This is a genomic window from Chitinophaga sp. W3I9 (assembly GCF_050434025.1).
Lineage (GTDB): Bacteria > Bacteroidota > Bacteroidia > Chitinophagales > Chitinophagaceae > Chitinophaga.
In genome coordinates, this window is record NZ_JBNPWC010000001.1 from 6,747,605 (window position 1) to 6,769,133 (window position 21,529).

15 protein-coding genes are annotated in these 21,529 nt (G+C 48.9%); 5 read left to right on the top strand and 10 right to left on the bottom strand.

The genetic code is table 11. The features are described 5' to 3' along the window. Nucleotides 1-9: 9 nt before the first annotated feature. From QFZ51_RS27325 to QFZ51_RS27335, 3 genes are all read right to left on the bottom strand, one after another. Nucleotides 10-1,056, bottom strand: coding sequence for a type II asparaginase (locus QFZ51_RS27325; protein ID WP_429050592.1), 1,047 nt, complete (start codon nucleotides 1,054-1,056; stop codon nucleotides 10-12). A gap of 282 nt (nucleotides 1,057-1,338) precedes the next feature. Beyond that, nucleotides 1,339-1,767, bottom strand: coding sequence for an SRPBCC family protein (locus QFZ51_RS27330; protein WP_429050593.1), 429 nt, complete (start codon nucleotides 1,765-1,767; stop codon nucleotides 1,339-1,341). Between the two features lie 57 nt (nucleotides 1,768-1,824). Beyond that, on the bottom strand, nucleotides 1,825-2,730 hold the full coding sequence (locus QFZ51_RS27335; RefSeq protein WP_429050594.1) for a helix-turn-helix domain-containing protein: 906 nt from the start codon (nucleotides 2,728-2,730) through the stop codon (nucleotides 1,825-1,827). Nucleotides 2,731-2,879: 149 nt separating this feature from the next. Between QFZ51_RS27335 and QFZ51_RS27340 the strand changes: the two genes are divergently transcribed. Further along, nucleotides 2,880-3,869, top strand: coding sequence for an aldo/keto reductase (locus QFZ51_RS27340; protein WP_429050595.1), 990 nt, complete (start codon nucleotides 2,880-2,882; stop codon nucleotides 3,867-3,869). 212 nt (nucleotides 3,870-4,081) lie between these two features. On the opposite strand, the gene QFZ51_RS27345 is transcribed toward QFZ51_RS27340, so the two are convergent. The 6 genes from QFZ51_RS27345 to ligD form a co-directional block, all read right to left on the bottom strand. Further along, nucleotides 4,082-5,518, bottom strand: a complete 1,437-nt coding sequence (locus tag QFZ51_RS27345; RefSeq protein ID WP_429050596.1) for an arylsulfatase — start codon at nucleotides 5,516-5,518, stop codon at nucleotides 4,082-4,084. Between the two features lie 145 nt (nucleotides 5,519-5,663). Continuing rightward, nucleotides 5,664-7,028 (bottom strand): Gfo/Idh/MocA family protein, encoded by a 1,365-nt coding sequence (locus tag QFZ51_RS27350; protein ID WP_429050597.1) that lies wholly within the window; start codon nucleotides 7,026-7,028, stop codon nucleotides 5,664-5,666. A gap of 27 nt (nucleotides 7,029-7,055) precedes the next feature. Beyond that, complete coding sequence (locus QFZ51_RS27355) at nucleotides 7,056-7,913, bottom strand: sugar phosphate isomerase/epimerase family protein (protein ID WP_429050598.1); 858 nt, start codon at nucleotides 7,911-7,913, stop codon at nucleotides 7,056-7,058. A 473-nt stretch (nucleotides 7,914-8,386) separates the two neighbouring features. Continuing rightward, on the bottom strand, nucleotides 8,387-8,731 hold the full coding sequence (locus QFZ51_RS27360) for a hypothetical protein (protein ID WP_429050599.1): 345 nt from the start codon (nucleotides 8,729-8,731) through the stop codon (nucleotides 8,387-8,389). Between the two features lie 65 nt (nucleotides 8,732-8,796). Then, nucleotides 8,797-10,512 (bottom strand): GMC oxidoreductase, encoded by a 1,716-nt coding sequence (locus QFZ51_RS27365; RefSeq protein ID WP_429050600.1) that lies wholly within the window; start codon nucleotides 10,510-10,512, stop codon nucleotides 8,797-8,799. A gap of 57 nt (nucleotides 10,513-10,569) precedes the next feature. Further along, nucleotides 10,570-12,639 carry a DNA ligase D gene (gene ligD / locus QFZ51_RS27370; protein WP_429050601.1) on the bottom strand — a complete coding sequence of 690 codons (2,070 nt, stop codon included), beginning with the start codon at nucleotides 12,637-12,639 and terminating at the stop codon, nucleotides 10,570-10,572. Nucleotides 12,640-12,905: 266 nt separating this feature from the next. On the opposite strand from ligD, the gene QFZ51_RS27375 reads away from it, so the two are divergent. Genes QFZ51_RS27375 through treY form a run of 4 tightly spaced genes read left to right on the top strand, consistent with a single transcriptional unit; the run spans nucleotide 12,906 to nucleotide 19,409 of the window. After that, nucleotides 12,906-13,415: a hypothetical protein gene (locus tag QFZ51_RS27375; protein WP_429050602.1), complete on the top strand. Its 510-nt coding sequence runs from the start codon at nucleotides 12,906-12,908 to the stop codon at nucleotides 13,413-13,415. A gap of 22 nt (nucleotides 13,416-13,437) precedes the next feature. Further along, on the top strand, nucleotides 13,438-14,946 hold the full coding sequence (gene malQ, locus QFZ51_RS27380; RefSeq protein WP_429050603.1) for a 4-alpha-glucanotransferase: 1,509 nt from the start codon (nucleotides 13,438-13,440) through the stop codon (nucleotides 14,944-14,946). A gap of 4 nt (nucleotides 14,947-14,950) precedes the next feature. Continuing rightward, the gene (gene treZ / locus QFZ51_RS27385) at nucleotides 14,951-16,765 is read left to right on the top strand and encodes a malto-oligosyltrehalose trehalohydrolase (protein WP_429050604.1); all 1,815 of its coding nucleotides are present in this window, start codon (nucleotides 14,951-14,953) and stop codon (nucleotides 16,763-16,765) included. Continuing rightward, nucleotides 16,755-19,409: a malto-oligosyltrehalose synthase gene (gene treY / locus QFZ51_RS27390; protein WP_429050605.1), complete on the top strand. Its 2,655-nt coding sequence runs from the start codon at nucleotides 16,755-16,757 to the stop codon at nucleotides 19,407-19,409. The genes treZ and treY overlap by 11 nt, the downstream gene beginning before the upstream one ends. Here treY and glgX read toward each other — a convergent pair. Further along, entirely contained in the window at nucleotides 19,401-21,524 is a 2,124-nt protein-coding gene (glgX, locus tag QFZ51_RS27395) for a glycogen debranching protein GlgX (RefSeq protein WP_429050606.1), read from the bottom strand. The two genes, treY and glgX, sit on opposite strands and share 9 nt — an antisense overlap. Nucleotides 21,525-21,529 lie beyond the last annotated feature (5 nt).

Sequence of the window (21,529 nt, forward strand, 5' to 3'; positions counted from 1 at the left end):
ATTTTCGGGTCAATAGGTGAAAAAGTAACTCTGCAACATATCCTTATTGCTTGTTTTGGTAAGTCCGAGCATCAGGAGGATCCTGGCTTTCTGCGGGTTGAGGTCATCACTCACAATGGTACCCAGCGCTTTGTCGTCTACTTCATCATATTGCGTAACGCGTCCGGAGCCAACATGACTGGAACGCACTACCACCACGCCTTTCTTTATGGCTTCGTCGATAGCGTTGTAAAAGGCTTTGTTGAAATTACCGTTGCCCACACCTGCAATAACAATTCCCTTGTAACCGTCTTTTACAAAATTATTAATGGCTACCGGATCCGCATCGGCATACATATAGGCGATGCCTACTTTGGGTAGTGAGGTAACGCCGGCAATATCAAAAGGTGTTGCTTTATTTGCTTTCCGCATGGCGTTCTGGTAATAGGCCACCCTGCCATCGTACACCTGGCCCAATGGCCCGAGGTTGGGGGCATAGAAGGCATCTACTTTGGTCGTATTTCCTTTTGATACATCACGGCCGTCAAAAATGCTTTCATTAAATACCAGCAGTACACCCCGACCGGCAGATTTGGGGCTGGCAGCCACGGTAACGGCATCAAATAAATTTTTGGGGCCATCCGCGCTGATAGCGGTAGAAGGCCGCATGGAGCCGGTGAGCACCACCGGCTTATCCGAACGTTCGGTGAGGTTCAGGAAATACGCCGTTTCTTCCTGCGTATCGGTACCGTGCGTGATCACAATACCATCGGCTTCGTTGTTCGCATATATTTCGTTGATCCGTTTATTCAGCTTCATCCAGATATCAATGGTCATATCCTGGCTGCCTACATTCGCTACCTGTTCACCGGTAATGTCTGCAATTTTCTCAATGCCCGGCACCGCTTTCAGTAAAGATGCAATGGGCACCTTACCTGCCGTGTAAGCCGCCCTGTCGGCAGAAGCGCCTTCCCCGGCAATAGTGCCGCCGGTAGCCAGGATGATCACACGTGGTTTCTGGGCAATGGAGGATATGCAAACAAATAATACAATGATTAAAGTACTTAAGATTTTCATACGTAATACCTTTAGATTGTTTGGCGGAGTTGTCAGGATATTAGAACAACGGAAGTCCGCAGATTGTTCATGCGGATTTTGTCTTGGAACACTGATTACGCTGATTATACTGATTTGCTTGATTTTTACTTTCTGGACTTTATAAAGGATTAAGGGAGATAGAAGTGGATATATCCGCTTCTATCTCCCTTAATTATTATTTAAAGAAATCTAAAAATCCAAAAGTAAAAATCCGGGTAATCAGTATAATCAGCGTAATCAGCGAAAAAGACAAAATCCGCATCACACGCTCTCTGCGACCTTCTTCAGGCCGGCCAGCACCTGCCGCCAGTTGTCGCGCGAATGATCGCAGGCTTCCTGGTTTTCAAAATTTTCCTGGGTGATGGTAAAGCCGGTAGCGCCGTTACCGTTGCTGTTCAGGGTATAAACGATGACGGAATAGTTTTCCGGTTTATCTTCTTTGCCGGAACTCAGGTAGGTGAAAGATAGTTTTTTGTCCGGCTCCATCGCCAGTACTTCGCCTTTTTCTTCGTAGTGTTGTCCTTCCCATTCACCGGACCAGATCACAGGACTGCCCACTTTCCAGTCGCTGGTAACATCTGTTCCAAAAAAATATTGTTTGATCAGGGTCTTATCAGTGATGGCGGCCCATACTTTTGAAACGGGGGCGTTGATACTGGTACTTTCCGAAAGTTTTAACTGCTTGTCCATAATACATTGTTTTTGATAGTACAATATTAAGCAACGGCTGTTCCGCCCGATTGCATTTTACGGATTAATTCTAACGGAATTGGGAGTGACCCCGAACTTCTTTTTAAAAGCATTATTAAAATGCTGGGGCGTGGAATAGCCCAGCTCATAGGCTATTTCAGCGGATGTTTTCTGTGTTCCCTGCAGGTACTGGTTAGCCAGCTCCAGACGTTGCCCGGTGAGATAATCGAACACGGTGGAATTAAATGTTTCTTTAAAACCGCGTTTGAGTTTATATTCGTTCAGTCCTACGAGTTGCGCTATTTCACTGAGGCCAGGCGGGTTACTAAGCCGGTCGTTGATCAGGTCTCTGACAGCAATGATCTTTTCTTTATCTGTTTTATTTTTTATAAAGATGTCTTTCTTCGCGGTGTAATTATATGCTTCGGCCGATAGCACCAGCAATTCAATACTCTTTGACAGGAGGAATAATTTTTTCAGCTGACCCGTAAAACGGCAGTTCAGTATCTGGCTGATTACCTGTTGAATACCCGCATCAATAGGGCCCCAGTTTTCAGACAGCAATACGCTTTTTCCACTCAGCACGGCTTCACAAAACCGTTGCAGGTGTTCATTCCCGTTTTCGGTAAATTCCAGGAATTGTTTTTTGGAGAACTGGATCCCGAATGTTTCTATCTCAGTGGCTTTGGGCATTATTTCGATCTCAAAGCCATTTGAATACATAATATTATGATGCCCGCCGATGAGGTCAAAAGAACGGTCCAGTTGTTTATACGAAAAAGCATAATCGCCTTTCATACCAAAATGGAGGCGTACCACATCGGTATCGTTGCTGGCACGGATTTTATCGGGCTTTGTGTAACGGGAAACGGTATGCGTTAACCGGATATCATCGCAAAACCAGTCGGTGATATCGGTAACGCTGAATGCGGTAACTAACTGATGTTGTTTATCGTGGTTCATAATGGGCCTTAAAAATACGAATATTCGGTACCTTTCGTACAGAGGGTATCTTTGATTTGCACAATTAATACTGTCATAATTACAACTATACAAGTATTACGCCGCCTATCTTTGCCTCATTGTATTACAGCAACCCGAAATTACATTATATGAAGTACAGAACACTCGGAACAACAGACGTACAATTGTCAGCCATTGGACTGGGCTGCATGGGAATGAGCCATGCCTATGGCACACCGGACGACGTGGAATCCATTGCCACGCTGGAAAAAGCCCTGGAAATCGGGATCAATTTCTGGGACACCGCGGATGTGTATGCTGCCGGTAAAAATGAAGAGCTGATTGCGAAAGTATTGAAGCCTAACCGCAGCAAAATATTCCTGGCCACCAAATTTGGATTCACTTCTTCGCCTGCTTCGCCCGGCGCCGTGCAGTTCGATGGTTCACCCGCGTACATGAAGAAAGCCGTGGAAGCCAGCTTAAAAAGATTACAAACGGATGTGATTGATTTATATTATGCCCACCGCATCGATCCGAATGTGCCGGTGGAAGAAATGGTAGGCGCCATGGCAGACCTGGTGAAGGAAGGAAAGGTACGCTACCTCGGCCTCTCTGAAGCTTCTGTTACCAGCCTGCGTAAAGCGCATGCCGTACATCCCATCAGCGCATTACAGAGTGAATACTCTTTGTTAACAAGGGATGTGGAGAAAGAGATCCTGCCGGCCTGCAAAGAGATGGGCATCAGCTTTGTGCCATTCAGTCCGCTTGCGCGGGGCCTTGTTACCAACGACCTCGATATATCCAATCTTGCTGACAACGACTTCCGGAAATCTCTCCCCCGCTACCAGGGCGAACATGCGGAAAACAACCGCCTGCTGGCCGCCGGATTTGCGGAACTGGCTGCCGGTAAAAACTGTACCCCTGCTCAACTGGCACTGGCATGGGTATTAGCACAGGGCGAAAATATCATCCCGATTCCGGGCACCAAAAGAAGAAAATACCTCCTCGATAACGCCGGCGCAGTAGACGTGAGTTTAACACCTGCTGATCTGCAAAACCTGGAAGACTTACTGCGGAAGTATCCCAACACCGGGGAAAGGTATAGTGAAGCAATGAACAAACTGGTGGATCGGAGCTAGTAGCGCGAATTTTGTCTTTCTCGCTGATTACGCTGATTTTGCTGATTACTCGGATTTTTACTTTTGGATTTTGTAAAGGATTAAGGAGATAAAAGCGGATGTATCGCTTTTATCTCCCTTTTTTTATATCCTAAGAAAATCAAAAAAATCAAAAAGTAAAAATTCGAGTAATCAGCAAAATCAGCGTAATCAGCGAGAAAGACAAAATCCGCTTACTTCTCCTGGAAAGGATACAACGCCGTCTCCACGTGTGCTTCGCGCATGTAGGCGGCCAGTTTGCGCGTAATATCGGGATGGGCGGCGGCTATGTTCTTTGTTTCTCCGGGGTCGGTGGAAAGGTCGTATAATTCCAATGCTCCATCGGGGTGTTGAGCGGCGTGGAGGCGCACGGCTTTCCAATTTCCCTGCCGCACGGCCTGGCGGCCGCCGTCTTCGTGGAATTCCCAGTAGAGATAGTTATGTGGTTGCTGTCCTTTTTTACCGGTGAGGGTGGGTAGTAGTGACACGCCATCTGTATAGGGTACTGCGGGTGCGTTGGTGAGTTGCGCCAGTGTGGGCATGATGTCCCAGAAAGCGCCCTGGAAGCTGTTGGTACTGCCGGCTTTGATGTTGCCGGGCCAGCGTGCAATAAATGGTTCACGGATACCGCCTTCGTACAGGTCGCGTTTAACGCCGCGGAAACCTCCGCTGCTGTTGAAGAATGCCGGATCGGCGCCGCCTTCTTTATGCGGACCGTTGTCGCTCGTAAAAATTACCAGGGTATTTTTATCCAGGCCCAGTTCTTTTAAGCGCGCCATCACCTCTCCTACATAATTATCCAGCCTCGTAACCATGGTGGCAAAGGCAGCATGCGGATATTGCTGTGAAGCGTAACCGGGCACGGTGGCGTTAGGACCGTAGTCGTTGCCTTTATAGGGCTTCTCTTCAAACTTGCCTTTAAAATGCCGGAAGAGGCTATCATCCGGCACCTGCAGCTCTGCATGTGGCAGGGTGTAGGTGAGGTATAAAAAGAAAGGTTTGTTTTTATTATCATCCAGGAAGCGGAGCGCCTGCTGCTGGATGAGATCCGGCGCATAAGTGTTCATGTGCTCCAGCCGGCCGTTTTGTTCCAGTACAACTTTGGTATCGTTGTCCCACAGGTGTGTTGGGAAAAAGCGGTGCGATTCGCGCTGGCAGTTATAGCCATAAAACCGGTCTGTCCCTTGCTTCATCGGATCACCTTCCGAGCCTACCGGGCCCAGTCCCCACTTACCAAAGATGCCGGAAGTATACCCGGCTTTTTTCAGTACTTCCATTAGCGTGATAACAGTGTCGGCTATAGGCTGTTGTCCTTCGGGTTGTATTTCTTTATTGCCGCGGATAAAAGTATGACCTGTATGCAGGCCGGTAACCAGCGACGCACGGGAGGGTGCGCATACCGACGTGCCGGCATAGAATTGTGTAAACCGCATGCCCTGCTTTGCCAGCTGATCGATATGGGGCGTATTGAATTTTCGTTGACCATATGCACTCAGGTCGCCATAACCCAGGTCGTCGGCCAGAATAAAAACAATATTGGGAGAGGGTGTTTTCTTTTGCTGTGCCGCTACGGGTGCGGTTAACAGGGTAAATCCTGCTGCAATGGGCAGCAATGTGTTAAAAATTTTCATGTTCATGTTGCTATACCTTGCAATTACTTCGCTGATCCAAAATACAAAGTATTCCCGTCTTTTTTCAACAATGGGGTAACGCGCAGACTAATGGGGACAAACTGATTATTAAAGCGGAGGGAATGTCTTCCCTCCGCCTCGTGTTTTACATTTTAAATACTTTACCTCCCACCATTACTTCCTGGGTGGCTTCATCAAAGGTGGCTTTCATACCGGTGCGGTAGGCCGCATTACCCATGATGAGTGCAATAGAATGTGAGTAGGCCGCTTCGATCGGCGCATTGGGTTGCTTACGTTCACGTACCGATGTCATCCAGTTGCGTACATGCGCGTTGGTGAGCGGGTCGCCGCCGGTGTTGGCGCTGGTGGTGGCAGCTTCGTCATTGCTGAGCGTTTGAGGCGTCAGCAGGTTGGCGTGCATCCCCATTTCCTGGGCTTCTCTTTCTGTGAGACCACCGGTAGCGCTTATTTTGTTGGTAGACATATCAATAGTGCCACCATTGGAGTAATAAATTTCTTTGGTACCGCCGGCGGAGTTGTGGAAACGGCTGCTGTACATTACCTGGAAACCGTTGGTAGGATCATTCTCCGGACCGTAGTCGAAAACTGCGGTGAGGGTATCCGGATTTTTACGACCGTCTTTCCACATATAAATGCCGCCGTTGGCGACCGCGCTGCGTGGATGTTTCAATCCGCTGAACCAATGCACGGTGTCTATCTGGTGTGTCATCCACTGTCCGAAGATACCGGAAGAGTAGGGCCAGAAGAGGCGGTATTCGAGATATTTACGCGGGTCCCAGCTATCCTGCGGGCGACCTGCCAGGAAGCGTTTCCAGTCGGTATCTGATTCTTTAATGGAATTTACCAGGTCCGGGCGGCGCCAGCGGCCTGGCTGGTTAACGTTCCAGGTCATTTCCACCATCGTAATGGGACCAAATTTTCCCTGCTGGATAAAGTTGGCGGCTGCATGATAGCTTGGACCACTGCGGCGCTGTGTACCCACCTGCATAATGCGGCCCGAGTCTTTCACGGCTTTGAGAGCACTGCGGGCATCTTCCATTGTTTCCGCGAAAGGTTTTTCACTGTATACGTCGCACTTGTTTTTTACTGCTTCAATGGTATGATAAGCATGCTGAAAATCGGCGGAGGCGATGAATACCGCATCCAGTCCTTTGATATTGTACAGCTCATCGTTATTCATACAGGCCTGTACATTATGCCCGGTTTTCTGCTGCAGGAAAGCCTTTCCTTCGTCCCTGCGGCGGTTCCATATATCAGATACAGCCACCAGGTCGAAGTTCAGTTCCTTGTTGTTATTAAAGAAAGATGGCAACAGGGCCTGGCGTGCGCGATCGGAGAATCCTACCAGTCCCACATTTACACGGTCGTTGGCGCCCATGATGCGGGCGTAGCTGCTGGCGGGCATTCCCATAGCACTGATCGTGAGGCCGGCTCCTGCCAGTAACGACTGTTGCAGGAATTCCCGTCTTGTTTTTTTTGATTCAGACATATAAAGGCGTTTTTTATAGTGTGTTGTTTATTTGGCGTAAGCTTCTTTCAGTTGTCCTTCGAGGTAGTCGAAGGCTGGTTTGTACTGCGTAGCAGGGTCGTCCCAGCGGCATTCCATCATAATATGACCGGTATATCCGATTTTATGCAGGGCGGCAAAATAGGGCCGGAAATCGTCGCCGGCTACACCGGGAGGTGTACGTTTATCCCTTTCCGCGATATGGCAATGTACCAGTACTGCTTTGGCATTTTCGATGCTGGCAGGAGATTCATGCTCTTTAAGCATATGATAGATATCTGCCGTAAGCCGGAAGTTAGGATGTTGTATGGCGGTAACGATCTCATTGCCTTCTGACAGGGTATTCACAAAATTAGTCTCGGTGGAATTGAGGTTTTCCATAGCAATGGTCACGTTATATTTTGCCGCCACCACTGCCATTTTACGGCACAGTTGAATGAATTGTTGTTTACATTTGGCCCGGTCCGCGCCCTCCGGTATTTTCCTGGCTTCCCCGCTGCCCAGTACAATGATCTTTATTCCGGCGATTTTTGCCCGTTGCATCACGGAGTCCACATAACCCAGCACTTTAGCTTCGTCTACTTCGTTGCCGGTTAGTTTCATGGTTCCGGGAATAAATACGTTACAACTCTGGATCTTGCATTTACTGCTGCGGATGGCATGCAGCTGTTCCCTGAACTGGGCCTCGCTCAGTGCAGGTGAAAGGATCTTCCGCACGGTTTCTTCCATGAAAGTAAACCCGTTGGCAGCAGCGAGACTGTCGTTGGAAAAAGAAGAACAGATGCCGATGGCAGGCAACGACTGTGCATTCGATTGCAAAAACGGGGAGAAGACAACGGCTAAAAGGAGTAGCAACCAAGTTTTCATAACGTCTGGTAAGTTTATGTGGAAAAAGGAACAGCTTTAAGATAATATCTAATTCCGGAAAAACAAAACAAAAAGACGGGGGCGGGAAAATGGAGGGCTATATGGTTCGCCTGGACCTGGCCGTGAACCGGGGACACCGTAGCTAAAAACACGCTTCCCGGTCGTGCCGTGACTACTTCACCGATACTTCTGAGTTGCCTCATCCATGGGTATACCATGGATCTTCCATACAGTACTAATACTGTTCGCATGCACTCCCCATGCACTCCTCATGCACTAAGCATGCACTCCCCATGCACTATCTCCCCTTTTTACCCGCCGAAAAACAACACAGGCTATGATTGGTAAAACACTGGTAGGTACCCAGCGATTGACAAATCATAGCCTGTATTCTGCGTTCATCGGGATAGCCTGACGAAATAAAAGGTAATTTTTGAATTTATATGGGAAGGAAAAGCAGAAAGAAGTGCTGACTAATTATATTCCTTTTTTAAAAAGGCACTTAATTCCTGTTCGAGTTTTTGCTGTTCTGAATGGAATGGCGAAAGCCGGTACAATACATTGCCGCTACCCGTAACAATAAGATCCACTAAAAAGAAAACCGCCGTGAAAATAGATGGTTTTGCAATTCTCTCTATCATAATTTCATTTTCTTCTCTTGTTACCTGGATCGATACAAAAGCAGACTTCTCCACAAAAATACTTTGCTTGTTACCGAAATCAAATAGTTCATATGAATACCTGTCGGAAAACTTTTGCTTTAAAGTCTCCGCTAATTCGTTAATGGAAGGAAGTATTTTTGAGGCGGCAATTTTCATCTTTTTATATTTTCTATATTAATATAACTATAAATTCCGACAAACCCTCAATAAAAAAACTGTTGTTACAAATTTCCCTTCTTCATTTCACTCACCGCATAGCTCGCAGCCCTTGCCGTGAGCGCCATATATAAAAGCGAAGGGCTTTGATTGCCGGTACTCGCCATGGCAGCGCCATCTGTTACAAATACATTTTTACAATGATGCAGCTGGTTCCATTCGTTCAGCAACGAAGTACGGGCATCCTTCCCCATGCGGCAACCTCCCATTTCGTGTATGTCCAGACCCGGGGCCTGCTTGTTATCATGCTGCTGAATATTTTTACACCCTGCCTTCTCCAGCATCTCTGCACTTTGCGTCAGGAAGTCACGGATCATCTTTTCGTCATTATCATCATAATCAACAGACATCACCAACAGTGGTATGCCCCACTGATCCTTTTGATCGGTACTTAATCTCACCTGGTTGGTTTCTTTCTGAATAGTTTCTCCCTGCATATACATATAAGTGCTCCAGGCGCCCGGTTCGGATAACGCTTCCTTACACGCAGCGCCTATGCCCTCCCCGTTTCCCCGCCCGCGATGCGCGCCCATAAAAGTGGTGAACCCACCTACATAATCAGTGTCCTGGCGGTGCAGGTTCCGGTAGTTGGCAATGATAGGCTCCGTAGGATTACGCCCATAGTAGTATTGATCTTCCATTCCTTCTATACCGGCACTCACCGACGCCCTGTAATTATGAAACGCTACATACTTACCCAGCAACCCGCTGTCGTTACCAAGACCGTCAGGGAAACGACGGCTGGTAGAGTTGAGCAACACCAGGTTGCTGTTCAGCGCCGAGGCATTTACAAAAATGATCCGTGCAAAAAAATCGGTGACCTGTTTTGTGTTGGTATCAATTACCCGCACACCCGTAGCTTTGCCTTTTTGTTCGTCGTAAATGATGGAATGCACAACAGAAAAAGGCCGTATCGTAAGGTTCCCGGTTTTCTTTGCCCACGGCAGCGTAGAAGAAACGGAGCTGAAGTAGCCGCCGAAAGGACATCCCCGCATACATAAATTCCTGGCCTGGCATTTTACACGGCCCTGCTGGAAATGTATTTCTTTTGGCTCGGTAAGATGCGCCCACCTCGCATGTACAAGGTGACGGTCTTTGTAATTTGCATGGATCTTTTGCTGTATCGCTGCTTCTGCGCAGTTAAGATCAAATGGCGGCAGAAATTCGCCATCCGGCATGGCTTCAATGCCATCTCGGGTACCGCATACGCCAATGAACTTTTCAACATGCGAATACCAGGGCGCAACCGTTTCATAATTAATGGGCCAGCCGGGGCCATATCCATACCGCTCGGGGGCCGTAAATTCAAAATCACTCCAACGCTGGCAGGCACGCCCCCAGGTGAGCGACTTCCCTCCTACCTGGTAGCCGCGTATCCAATCAAACGGCTTTTCCTGTATATAAGGATGATCTTTATCTTTGATAAAAAAATGTGCAGTATCTTCTCCAAACCCCGCAGCCTTGGAGATCAAAGGATTCTCCTGTAAAAACTCCTTCGTCATTTGCCCGCGATGCTTAAATTCCCACGGCGCTTTAGTCGCAGTCGGATAATCTTTTACATGCTCCACATTTTTTCCCCGCTCCAGCACCAGCGTTTTTAATCCCTGTTCACATAACTCTTTCGCAGCCCACCCGCCGCTGATCCCCGAGCCGATCACAATAGCGTCAAATGTATTTTGCTGAATGCCTGTTGCATTGATGAAGAAGGAACGCTCTTTCATAACATGGATTGTGGAAATGAATTGCTAAAATAGGGAAACACGGGCTATCCGCGTCACCTAAAATTTTTTCAGCAACCGTTCCAGATTAATCCCCCTTCCCAATACCGGTTTAAAAAGATCCCCTTCCGATTTGACACGTGCCAATGCGTTCTCAATGGTAAAATCGGTCATCTTTAATCCTTTCCGCACTTCCTCCCAATACAGGGGCATGGAAACCGTGGCTCCTGGCTTGGGCCGCAATGAATAAGGTGCGGCAAGCGTAGCTTTGGGCCGGTTCTGCAAATAATCGATGTAGATCTTTCCCTTCCGGTTGCGGGTCATCCGCTCAATACTGGTAAATGTTGGTAACTGCTCCTGTGCTTTGGTGGCAACCAGCTTTCCGAAAAGCTGGCACTGATCATAGGAATATTTTGCGTTCAGAGGAATATAAATGTGAATGCCCGTAGAGCCGGAAGTTTTAGGATAACTTTTAATTCCTAATCCCTCCAGTACCTCATGCACCACCTGCGCAGTTTGAATCACCTGCGCGAAAGTATTACCCTTATCGGGATCCAGGTCAATCAGACACCAGTCGGGATTATCCGGGTTATGAATGGTGCTGTTCCAGGGATTCATTTCAATGGCTCCCAGGTTAGCCATCCAGAGTAAACTCGCTTCATCTTCTACTACCAGGAAATTTTTGTCTTCCCCTTCGCTGGTGCGGTAGGGAAACTGTTTGACCCATTCAGGCGCTACAGCGGTCACATCTTTCTGGTAAAAACTTTTACCTTCTATCCCATTGGGAAAACGGTTAAGCGACTGGGGGCGGTGTTGAAGATAAGGAAGGATGTAAGGCGCCATCTGGTAATAGTAATTCAGCATATCCCGTTTAGTGTATCCTTCTTTAGGCCAGAATTTTTTTCCAAGGTTACTGAACTTCAACTGATGCTGGCTCACCTGTTTTACCTGTGTTGCCTCTGTTGGATTCAACAACGATTTGCGGCTGCGCGTACCAACCGGTTTGGTTAACCGCACGGTTTTCGTCTTTTCTTTTTGAGGGAGTATATCCACTAATTCAGCGGGTTCTTCGGCGGTAACAGCTTTGGCTGGCTTGTCGGTCCGCATGCCTTCAAAGCTTGGATGCCGCATGACGCCGTCGCCCGTGATTTCTGCATAGCTCACTTCACAAACCAATTCGGGCTTCAACCAGGTAGCGGTTGCCACCGGCGGGTTTGGCCGGAAGCGGGAAGGCTGGTTTACATCAGGCGTTTCTATAAAAGGACATTTCTTTATTTTCAATGGCTGAAAGCGCTGCATCAATTCTTGCTGCTGCCTGGTATTAAACCCGGTGCCGATTTTACCGGTATACCGCAGCTTCCCGTTTTCATACACGCCTACCAGCAGGGAGCTGAATGCCTTGGGAGAACCTTCGTTATTAGTAAACCCGCCGATCACTACTTCGTGCCTTTTATTGGATTTTATTTTTAGCCAGTCCCTGCTCCTGTCCTGGATATAAAAACTGTCTGCTTTCTTCGCCATAATCCCTTCCATTCCCATTTTCTTTGTAGCTGCCAGGAGATCAGTGGCGGACGTATTAAAAGATTCGCTGTAACGGATGATGTCTGTTCCCGGGATAAGGGCCTCCAGCAGCCCCCTTCTGCTGGTAAGCGGCAAGCCGGTAAGATCCTTTCCGTCGTACCATAACAGGTCAAAAATATAATAGATCAGTTCCCCATCCGCCTCGCTCCGCCAGTTTTGCAGCGCGCCAAAATGAGCGATTCCCTTTTCATTGAGTACACAAATTTCACCATCAATCACTGCATTTTTATTCAACTGCAGCAATGCCTGGTGAACAGGATAAAATTTATCATTAAAAGATTTGTTATTCCTTGATATCAGGTTTACGTCACCATTTTTACATAAGGCAACAGCACGATAACCATCCCACTTCACTTCGTACAGCCAGCCTTCTCCACCGGGGGGCTGGTCTACCAGCGTTGCCAGCATGGGCTTCACTGTTTTGGGGAAAGGCTTCTCCGGTGCATCTGTAAAACCATACTTCCGGAGTAGTGTTTGCAGTTTTCCGGACACCTTGCCGGCCTTTGCCGGGGGAGAAGATCTTTTCTTTTTAACCGTTGATGTTCGCATACTTTCTTAATAGTAATTCTTATGCCAAAAGTAACCGTTAATTAAAGCGAAGCCTGCGTGATAACCGCGCCAGATGAGCCTGTAACAAATCCTTCAGGCTGTTTACCCACTGCGGCATTATTACACAATTGAGTGATATTATCCCCACTTATAAAAAAAGACAGATCCCGATAACCGGCCACCACAGCCATTTTATAATCATATCATCATCCGGCACCTGATTTGTTTCCGGATTAAAATGTAACCAGATCCCAATATTGTGTCGTATGAAAAAGAAAATTACCAGCCTTCTCATTGAAGAAAAAGCAGATCAACGCATCCAGTTTTACCTGTCCTTAGACCTGCTGAAAGTTAACCAGGCCTGTATTTGCCAGGACAACACCTTTGAGGCGCTTGCCTATCTGAAACTACAACCCGGTTTCGTCCCCGATTATATATTTATTAGTTCGGGGGTACCAGTTGCACATGCTGCCTTGTTTATTCAGCAAATCCGCAGGTTAAAAAGGCTGGCCACTGTACCTGTGATACATTTTGCAGCGGCCGCAGAGCAGCTACCCCTTGATAACCTCAGCACGCATGGCTTCTCGGACTGTTTGCCCAAGCAGCCTGATATTTATTGTTTAAGAGATGCACTGAAAATCATCTTTGAAAAAGATTACAGCAGGACAGTTATCGCAGAACCTGTTCCGGTGCTGAGCAACGTGGCTTCACTGATAAAGGAAATGATGCACGGAAATCAAACAACACAGGAAGCGCCCCGTCGATTATCTGCCTGATCCGTTATTTTAAATACAACATATGGCGTTACAACCTTCCGGCAATATAGCAAGGAAGGCAGGGATACTCCTGCATATTACTTCATTGCCCGGCCCTTTTGGAATAGGAGATATGGGGCCTGCTGCACGGAAGTTTGCTGACCAGCTGCACAACAGTGGCCAGCAGATATGGCAGGTGCTGCCTGTAAATCCTGTTGATATTTCCAATGCATCCCCGTACAGTGCGTTATCCGCTATGGCGGGAAACATTTTGCTGATCAGCCCGGAATTGCTGATGGAAGACGGATTGCTGGATAAAGAGATGTTGGTAAAATTTACTTTGCCTTCGGCAGATACGGTGGATTTCAATGTGGCCGCGCGGTATAAAATGGCCATCCTGGAATCGGCCTGGTTAAATTACAGCAACGGCGTTTATCCTGCAATAGCGGCCGACTTTGACGCCTTCTGCAATCGTGAGGCAACATGGCTGAAAAGCTATGCCACGCACAAAGCGCTGTCTGTCAAATACGGCGGCAAACCCTGGCAGGAATGGGATGCGCCCGACCGTAAGAAAGATGCCCGTCTCAGCACTGAATACGCCGCCATCAGTTTAAAGGAACAGTGGTGGCAGTTCATCTTCGACCGGCAGTGGCAGCAACTAAAAACATATTGCCACCAGCGGAACATTCAATTGTTCGGAGACCTGCCTTTTTATATCAGCCACGCGGCAGCAGACGTATGGAGCCACCGCGAACTTTTCCTGCTGGACGATAAAGGTAACATGACCAGCGTAGCGGGCGTACCGCCGGATTATTTTAACGAAAACGGTCAACGGTGGAATATGCCCATCTATCACTGGCCACAACTTAAAAGTACCGGCTACGAGTGGTGGATGCAAAGGATTAAACGGAACATGCATTGGTTCGACCTTCTCCGGCTCGACCACTTCAGGGCCTTTGCCGCTTTCTGGCAGGTGCCCGCCACGGCCCCCACTGCAAAGACCGGCGAATGGCAACCAGGTCCGGGTGGCGACCTGCTGAAAGCGATGATCAGCGCTTTTCCCGGCAATCCTTTTGTAGCAGAAGACCTCGGCGACATCGATAAAGCGGTGACAGACCTCCGGGACCAGTTCCGGTTACCAGGTATGAAAGTATTACAGTTCGCCTTCGGCGATGATATGCCCGTAAGTGTGCATATCCCCCATCACTATCCGCAAAACTGCTACGCATATACCGGCACACACGATAACAATACCATTGCCGGATGGCTGGAGGAAGAGGCATCGCCGGCAGCATGCAATCGCCTGAAACAATACGCCGGCATTACGCCCGGTAAAAAGAAAAAACACCTCCTGCCTGCCCGCATGATATATGCTTCTGTTGCGGCCAATGCCATACTGCCCATGCAGGATGTACTTGGGCTCGGCGCTGCCGCCAGGATGAACAAACCCGCAGCAGAAGGGCAACATTGGGCATGGCGAATGCTGCCGGGGCAGTTCGACAAAAAGACGATCACGAGATTAAAAAAATGGACACAGCTATATAACCGGTAATTTTATGAGCAGATACGATTTGGCAGGAATATTCACCAACGCAGATGGAGCTACCACCTTCCGGCTGTGGGCGCCTTTCCGTAAGGAAGTGGCGTTGCAACTGCACGACCGCCTCTTACCAATGGAACGTTCAGCGGAAGGGTATTGGGAACTAACGCTAACGGACATACGCCCCGGAACACGGTACACCTACCTGCTGGATAGCCACCTGCAACGCCCCGACCCGGCTTCCCGCTGGCAGCCGGAAGGCGTACACGGCCCATCCGCTGTTCCTGAAACGTCGTTCACATTTACAGATGATCACTGGACCGGTATTGACCCCGAAAAAATGATCATCTATGAAATACATACAGGCACATTCTCTGCCGGAGGCAACTTCCGGGGCATCATCCAACACCTGCATTATCTCAAAGAACTTGGCATTACAGCCATTGAAATAATGCCCATCGCGCAATTTCCGGGTAACCGCAACTGGGGATACGATGGCGTATATCCGTTCGCGGTACACAACAGCTATGGCACACCGGATGAACTGAAAACGCTTGTTAATGCAGCCCATGCATTGGACATCGCTGTGATCCTGGATGTGGTATATAATCACCAGGGCCCGGAAGGCAACTACCTCTCCGACTTCGCGCCCTGGTTCACCGATAAGTATAAAACACCCTGGGGCGATGCCGTTAACTTCGACGGCCCCTGGTGCGATGGCGTCCGTAACTTTTATATACAAAACGCCTTAATGTGGCTGGAGGAGTTTCATATCGATGGCCTCCGTCTCGATGCGGTGCACGCGTTCTCCGACAACAGCGCTGTGCATTTCACAGAAGAGCTGTCGGCAGCCGTAAAAGACCTGCAGGAGCGCACCGGCAAGCGGAAACTGTTGATCGGTGAAATAGACCTCAACGATCCACGCTTTATCAACTCCGCATCATCAGGAGGTTACGGCCTTGATGCGCAGTGGGTGGATGAATTCCATCATGCCTTGCATAGCCTCCTAACCGGTGAGCAGCAAGGATATTACGAAGACTTTGGCGCCGTGTCACATCTCGCCCGCTCCTTTGAAAACGCCTACGTTTATACCGGCCAGTATTCCGTTCACCGCAAAAGAAAATTCGGCAGGGAACCTTCCGGTAACCCGTTCCACCAGTTCGTTGTTTTTTCACAAAACCACGACCAAACCGGCAACAGGATGCTGGGTGAACGGCTGTCGTCACTGGTTCCGTTTGAAGCGCTCAAACTGGCTGCTGCCACCGTCATATTATCTCCCTTTATTCCCTTATTATTTATGGGAGAAGAATATGGAGAAAAAAATCCGTTCCTGTTTTTCACCTCTCATACAGACCCCGCACTCATGAAGGCAGTAAAGGAAGGACGGCAGCGGGAATTTGCACACGCCGGCGAAGCGCCCGATCCGCAGGATGCTGCTACTTTTCAGCGAAGTAAATTAAGCTGGAATACCACTGGTGATAATAACACGGCCCTGCTCAACTGCTATAAAGCATTGCTGGCGCTGCGTAAACAACAACCGGCTCATTACAACACCGCCCGGGAAGGCACCCGTGTGCACCGTGCAGAAAATGAACGCCTGCTGATACTGGAGCGCCGCATGAACGCTGATACGCTGCTGATCATATTTAATTTCGATTCCAATACGCAAACAGTACCCTACACCACCCACGGCAAACTGCGGCAGATATTTGATTCTGCCAGTACGCGGTTCAACGGACCAGGTACATTACCTCCAGCTGAAAACGAAAACCAACTGGTAATACCACCTTTATCTGCTGTTGTTTATGAAATAATTGCTTATGAAAACTGATACTACTTACCCTCTTTCCACGTACCGCATACAGTTCAATGATGCATTCACCTTTGCACACCTGGAAGAAATACTCGACTACCTGCAACAACTGGGCATCACCACCATTTATGCATCTCCCATATTCGATGCAGTACCCGGCAGTTTACACGGATACGATGGCATTCATCCCCATCGCATCAACCCTGCCATTGGCACACTGGACGACCTCCGCAGGATCAGCGCTGCACTCAAACAACGCGGCATGACCTGGATACAGGACATTGTACCCAATCACATGGCGCTGCATCCCGGCAATGCCTGGCTGATGGACACATTGGAAAGAGGCCCTTCCTCTCCCTGGTATCATTTCTTTGATATCGATTGGGAGTACCGCGATCCGCAACTCCACGGCCGGCTGATGGTTCCTTTCCTCGACCGGCCATTGCCGCAGGCCATCACTGAAAAACAGATCGCCTTTACAGCTGATACGGAAGGCTTTAAATTCGATACCGGCGGACTGCAATTCCCGCTGTCGGCTACCGCCTATGATATTCTCCTCGATGCCTTCGACGATTTACATCCGCAGATATACGAATGCCTGCTTACCCTCAAACAAAACAGCCGGCTGCCATTATCGCCGGAAGATTGGTCTGCACAGAAGCAACGGCTGTTTACCGGTTTGCTGCAAACAACCATACTCAACACATTCCTGGAACAGGTGAACAACCACGAAGCGCTGCTCACCCTGTTGCTGGAACAACAATACTATCTTTTTACCTACTGGCGCGAAGTGGAGCAACGGATCAACTACCGCCGCTTCTTTACCGTAAATGGACTCCTCACCCTGCGGATGGAAGACAAACAGGTATTTGACACCTGGCACAAATTCCTGCACGAGCTATACCAGGAAGGTCTTATCCAGGGACTACGCATCGATCATATCGACGGCCTGATGGAACCGGCTATGTATGTACGCAGGCTCCGCGAACGCTTTGGGGACAACTGTTACATTATAGCAGAAAAGATCCTGGCAGAAGGAGAGTCATTGCCGGAGAACTGGCACCTGGATGGCACCACCGGCTATGAATTTTTGTCGGATGTAAACCATCTGCTCACCAATCACTGGGGCGATGAAAAGATCAGCCGCTTTTACCGGGCCCTGTTCCCCGGACTCGCCAAATACCGTCAGCTGGTGCAGAATAAAAAAACAATGATCCTCCAAACACAACTCAGCGCCGAATGGGATAACCTGGTGCACCTGTTGTTCCAATACCAGCTGGCGCCAAAAAACACCGACCGCCAGAAGCTGAAAGCGGCGCTGGGATTATGGATGGTATGCATGCCTGTATACCGTGTTTATCCTGAAATATGGCCACTGCCTGAAAACGACATACATATTCTTGAAGAAGCGCTTACCGCTGCCACACAACGTGTGCCTGCATTAACAGAGGAGTTTACCCTGATCCGCTCCTGGTGGGAGGAAGATTTCGAAAAACCTGCTGTTGCTTTAAAGTTTTTAAAAAGACTGATGCAGTTCACCGGCCCGCTCACCGCAAAGGGCGTGGAAGACACCGTATTTTATGTGTATAATGCCCTGCTTTCGCACAACGAAGTAGGAGATTCACCCGCAGGTTATAAATGCACACCGGCGACTTTTCACGAACGCAGTATCAAACGGCAGGAATTATTTCCGGGATCACTGAATGCTACAGCCACGCACGACACCAAACGTGGCGAAGATGCGCGCATCCGCTTAAATGTACTCACCCTGCTTCCCGACCTTTGGATTCAGCAGGTACAGCAATGGCATGCCATGAACAGCATTTTCCGCGAAGAAACCGCACCGGCGCAAAATGATGAATACTTCATCTACCAATCCATCATCGCAGGCTTTCCTGAAAATAATGATCCCGGAGAAGATTTTATCACACGGCTTTCCGATTATCTCATCAAAGCGCTGCGCGAATCAAAAGAACACAGCAACTGGACTGCGCCGGACGAAGCTTATGAAAACAGCTGCCTGCGTTTTATCCAACAGTTGTTTTCCCCGGATCATGGCTTCCTGGAAAGCCTCCGCATTTTTATGGAAAAGATCAACCAGCATGCGCCTATATATTCACTCAGCCAGCTGCTGCTGAAAATTACGGCGCCGGGCATACCGGATATCTACCAGGGCTGCGAACTGTGGGACTTCAGCTTTGTAGATCCCGATAACCGCCGCCCGGTAAATTATCTCAGCCGCATCAATATGCTGTCACTGATGCAGCAGCTGGAAGAAGATGATCCGGCCGCGTTAATAAAACTGCTGAAGGAAAACCGCCACTTTGCCTGGGAGAAATTATTTGTTGCTGCCAAAGCTTTACAATTCAGGAAAGCACATGCTGCACTTTTTCAGCAAGGCGACTATCTCCCGCTCAGCGGCGACCAGGATCCGCTGATAGCCTATGCCCGGCAACATGAACAGAATATCTGCCTGGTAATAGCGCCGCTATTAAATGCGGATAATAATATTGGCCAGCGGTGGTTGGTGCTGGATAACAATATGCCACAGCAATGGCGTAATATATTTACGGGAGAAAGGATAACAACGGAAAACGGGAAGCTTCCGCTGGCATTATTGGATCGCTTCCCGGTTGCCCTGCTGGAAATGGTATCAGGCTGATTTATCTTCTTCCTTCATTAATAAAATAAGCGATCTGCCCGCTGCCATCAACTGGCTGCCGGCGGTATATTCATCGCCTTCCTCATTGGTGGCAGTGTTCACCACCATCTTCCAACGGTCGCCATATGCTGCGGGAGGCAGCTGAAAACCCAGTTCATCATGATGTGCGTTAAAGATGATATAAAAGCTGTCGTCCAGGATTTTGTTTCCTTTTTCATCGCGGGTGCGTAAACTGAGTCCATTGAGATAAACACCCAGGGAACGGGCAAAGTCGGTATCCCAGTGCTCTTCAGACATAGGCGTACCTTCCGGCAGGAACCAGGCGATATCCTCTACGCCCACACTCTCCACCGGCTCGCCCCGGAACCAGCGCTTGCGGCAGAATACCGGGTGCTGCCGGCGAAGCGCAATCATCTTTTTTGTAAAGGCAAGTAGTTCTTCATCTATGCCTGCCCAGTTCAGCCAGCTCACTTCATTATCCTGGCAATAGGCATTATTGTTTCCCTGCTGTGTTCTTCCTGCTTCGTCGCCGGCCAGCAACATCGGAACGCCTTGTGATAAGAACAGGGTGGCGATGAAGTTTCTCTTCTGCCGGAGTCGTAATGTATTCACCAGCGGATCATGCGAGGGTCCTTCATTGCCGCAGTTCCAGGAGCGGTTATGACTTTCTCCGTCTTTATTGTCTTCCCCGTTGGCTTCATTATGTTTCTCATTATAAGATACCAGGTCGTGCAAGGTGAATCCATCATGCGCGGTAATGAAATTAACGCTGGCAGTGGGGCGGCGATAATCTTCTTTATAAAGATCCGCACTGCCGGTGATCCGGGAAGCAAATTCCGCGAGCGTGCTGTCGGCTCCCCGCCAGTAATCACGGATACTGTCGCGGTATTTGCCGTTCCACTCTGCCCAGCCGGGCGGAAACTTACCTACCTGGTAGCCGCCTTCGCCCACATCCCAGGGTTCTGCAATAAGTTTTACCTGTGAAATAACCGGGTCCTGGTGGATGATGTCGAAGAAGGCGCTGAGCCGGTCTACTTCATGCAGCTCACGCGCCAGCGTAGCCGCCAGGTCGAAGCGAAAACCATCCACATGCATGTCTGTAATCCAGTAACGCAGGCTGTCCATGATCAGGCGCAGTACATTCGGTAATCTTGCATTCAGCGTATTGCCGGTACCGGTATAATCCATGTAATACCTTTTATCCTCTGTAAGGCGGTAATACACCGCGTTGTCCACGCCTTTGAAGGAAAGGGTGGGGCCCAGGTGATTGCCTTCGGCGGTGTGGTTGTATACTACATCCAGTATTACCTCAATACCGGCGGCATGCAGCGCTTTTACCATCGCCTTAAATTCCGTGACCTGTTCACCACAACAGCCGGAAGCGGCATATCGTGCATCCGGCGCAAAAAAACCAATGCTGTTATATCCCCAGTAATTCGTTAATCCTTTATCTACCAGGTAACGGTCGGCCACAAAATGATGTACCGGCATCAACTCCACCGCGGTAACACCTAGCTGTTTTATATATTCAATAGTGGCCGGATGCGCCATGCCCCTGTAAGTGCCGCGTATTTCATCCGGAATACCGGGATGCAGTTTGGTGAAACCCTTTACATGCGTTTCATAAATAATGCTTTGCTGATAAGGTGTTTTAGGCGGCTTATCATCACCCCAGTTGAACTGTTGATCTATCACCACACTTTTGGGAATAAAAGGAGCGCTGTCTGTTTCACTGTAGCTCAGGTCTTGATCCGGATGCCCCGGTTCATATCCGAACAGCGAATTATGCCAGTTGATAGTTCCGCTCACCGCTTTCGCATAAGGATCTATCAGCAGTTTATTGGGGTTAAAACGGTGTCCTTCCGCCGGTTCATACGGGCCATGTACCCGGTAGCCATACAAAAGACCAGGCTTCGCCCCCGGAAGATAGACATGCCATACATTACTGCTGCGGTCCGAAAGACGGACAGTATCGTATGCGCTTCCTGCAGGATCATTAAACAGGCACAGCTCCACCCGGGTAGCATTTTCTGCATACAACGCAAAGTTTACCCCCTGGCCGTCCCAGGTGGCGCCCAATGGGAACGGGCTTCCGGGATATGTTGTTGTTTCCATATATC

What these genes read in the sequence shown, in the direction of transcription:
- QFZ51_RS27325 (WP_429050592.1), bottom strand. Translation starts at nt 1,056, where the DNA reads ATGAAAATCTTAAGTACTTTAATCATTGTATTATTTGTTTGCATATCC.
- QFZ51_RS27330 (WP_429050593.1), bottom strand. Translation starts at nt 1,767, where the DNA reads ATGGACAAGCAGTTAAAACTTTCGGAAAGTACCAGTATCAACGCCCCC.
- QFZ51_RS27335 (WP_429050594.1), bottom strand. Translation starts at nt 2,730, where the DNA reads ATGAACCACGATAAACAACATCAGTTAGTTACCGCATTCAGCGTTACC.
- QFZ51_RS27340 (WP_429050595.1), top strand. Translation starts at nt 2,880, where the DNA reads ATGAAGTACAGAACACTCGGAACAACAGACGTACAATTGTCAGCCATT.
- QFZ51_RS27345 (WP_429050596.1), bottom strand. Translation starts at nt 5,518, where the DNA reads ATGAAAATTTTTAACACATTGCTGCCCATTGCAGCAGGATTTACCCTG.
- QFZ51_RS27350 (WP_429050597.1), bottom strand. Translation starts at nt 7,028, where the DNA reads ATGTCTGAATCAAAAAAAACAAGACGGGAATTCCTGCAACAGTCGTTA.
- QFZ51_RS27355 (WP_429050598.1), bottom strand. Translation starts at nt 7,913, where the DNA reads ATGAAAACTTGGTTGCTACTCCTTTTAGCCGTTGTCTTCTCCCCGTTT.
- QFZ51_RS27360 (WP_429050599.1), bottom strand. Translation starts at nt 8,731, where the DNA reads ATGAAAATTGCCGCCTCAAAAATACTTCCTTCCATTAACGAATTAGCG.
- QFZ51_RS27365 (WP_429050600.1), bottom strand. Translation starts at nt 10,512, where the DNA reads ATGAAAGAGCGTTCCTTCTTCATCAATGCAACAGGCATTCAGCAAAAT.
- ligD (WP_429050601.1), bottom strand. Translation starts at nt 12,639, where the DNA reads ATGCGAACATCAACGGTTAAAAAGAAAAGATCTTCTCCCCCGGCAAAG.
- QFZ51_RS27375 (WP_429050602.1), top strand. Translation starts at nt 12,906, where the DNA reads ATGAAAAAGAAAATTACCAGCCTTCTCATTGAAGAAAAAGCAGATCAA.
- malQ (WP_429050603.1), top strand. Translation starts at nt 13,438, where the DNA reads ATGGCGTTACAACCTTCCGGCAATATAGCAAGGAAGGCAGGGATACTC.
- treZ (WP_429050604.1), top strand. Translation starts at nt 14,951, where the DNA reads ATGAGCAGATACGATTTGGCAGGAATATTCACCAACGCAGATGGAGCT.
- treY (WP_429050605.1), top strand. Translation starts at nt 16,755, where the DNA reads ATGAAAACTGATACTACTTACCCTCTTTCCACGTACCGCATACAGTTC.
- glgX (WP_429050606.1), bottom strand. Translation starts at nt 21,524, where the DNA reads ATGGAAACAACAACATATCCCGGAAGCCCGTTCCCATTGGGCGCCACC.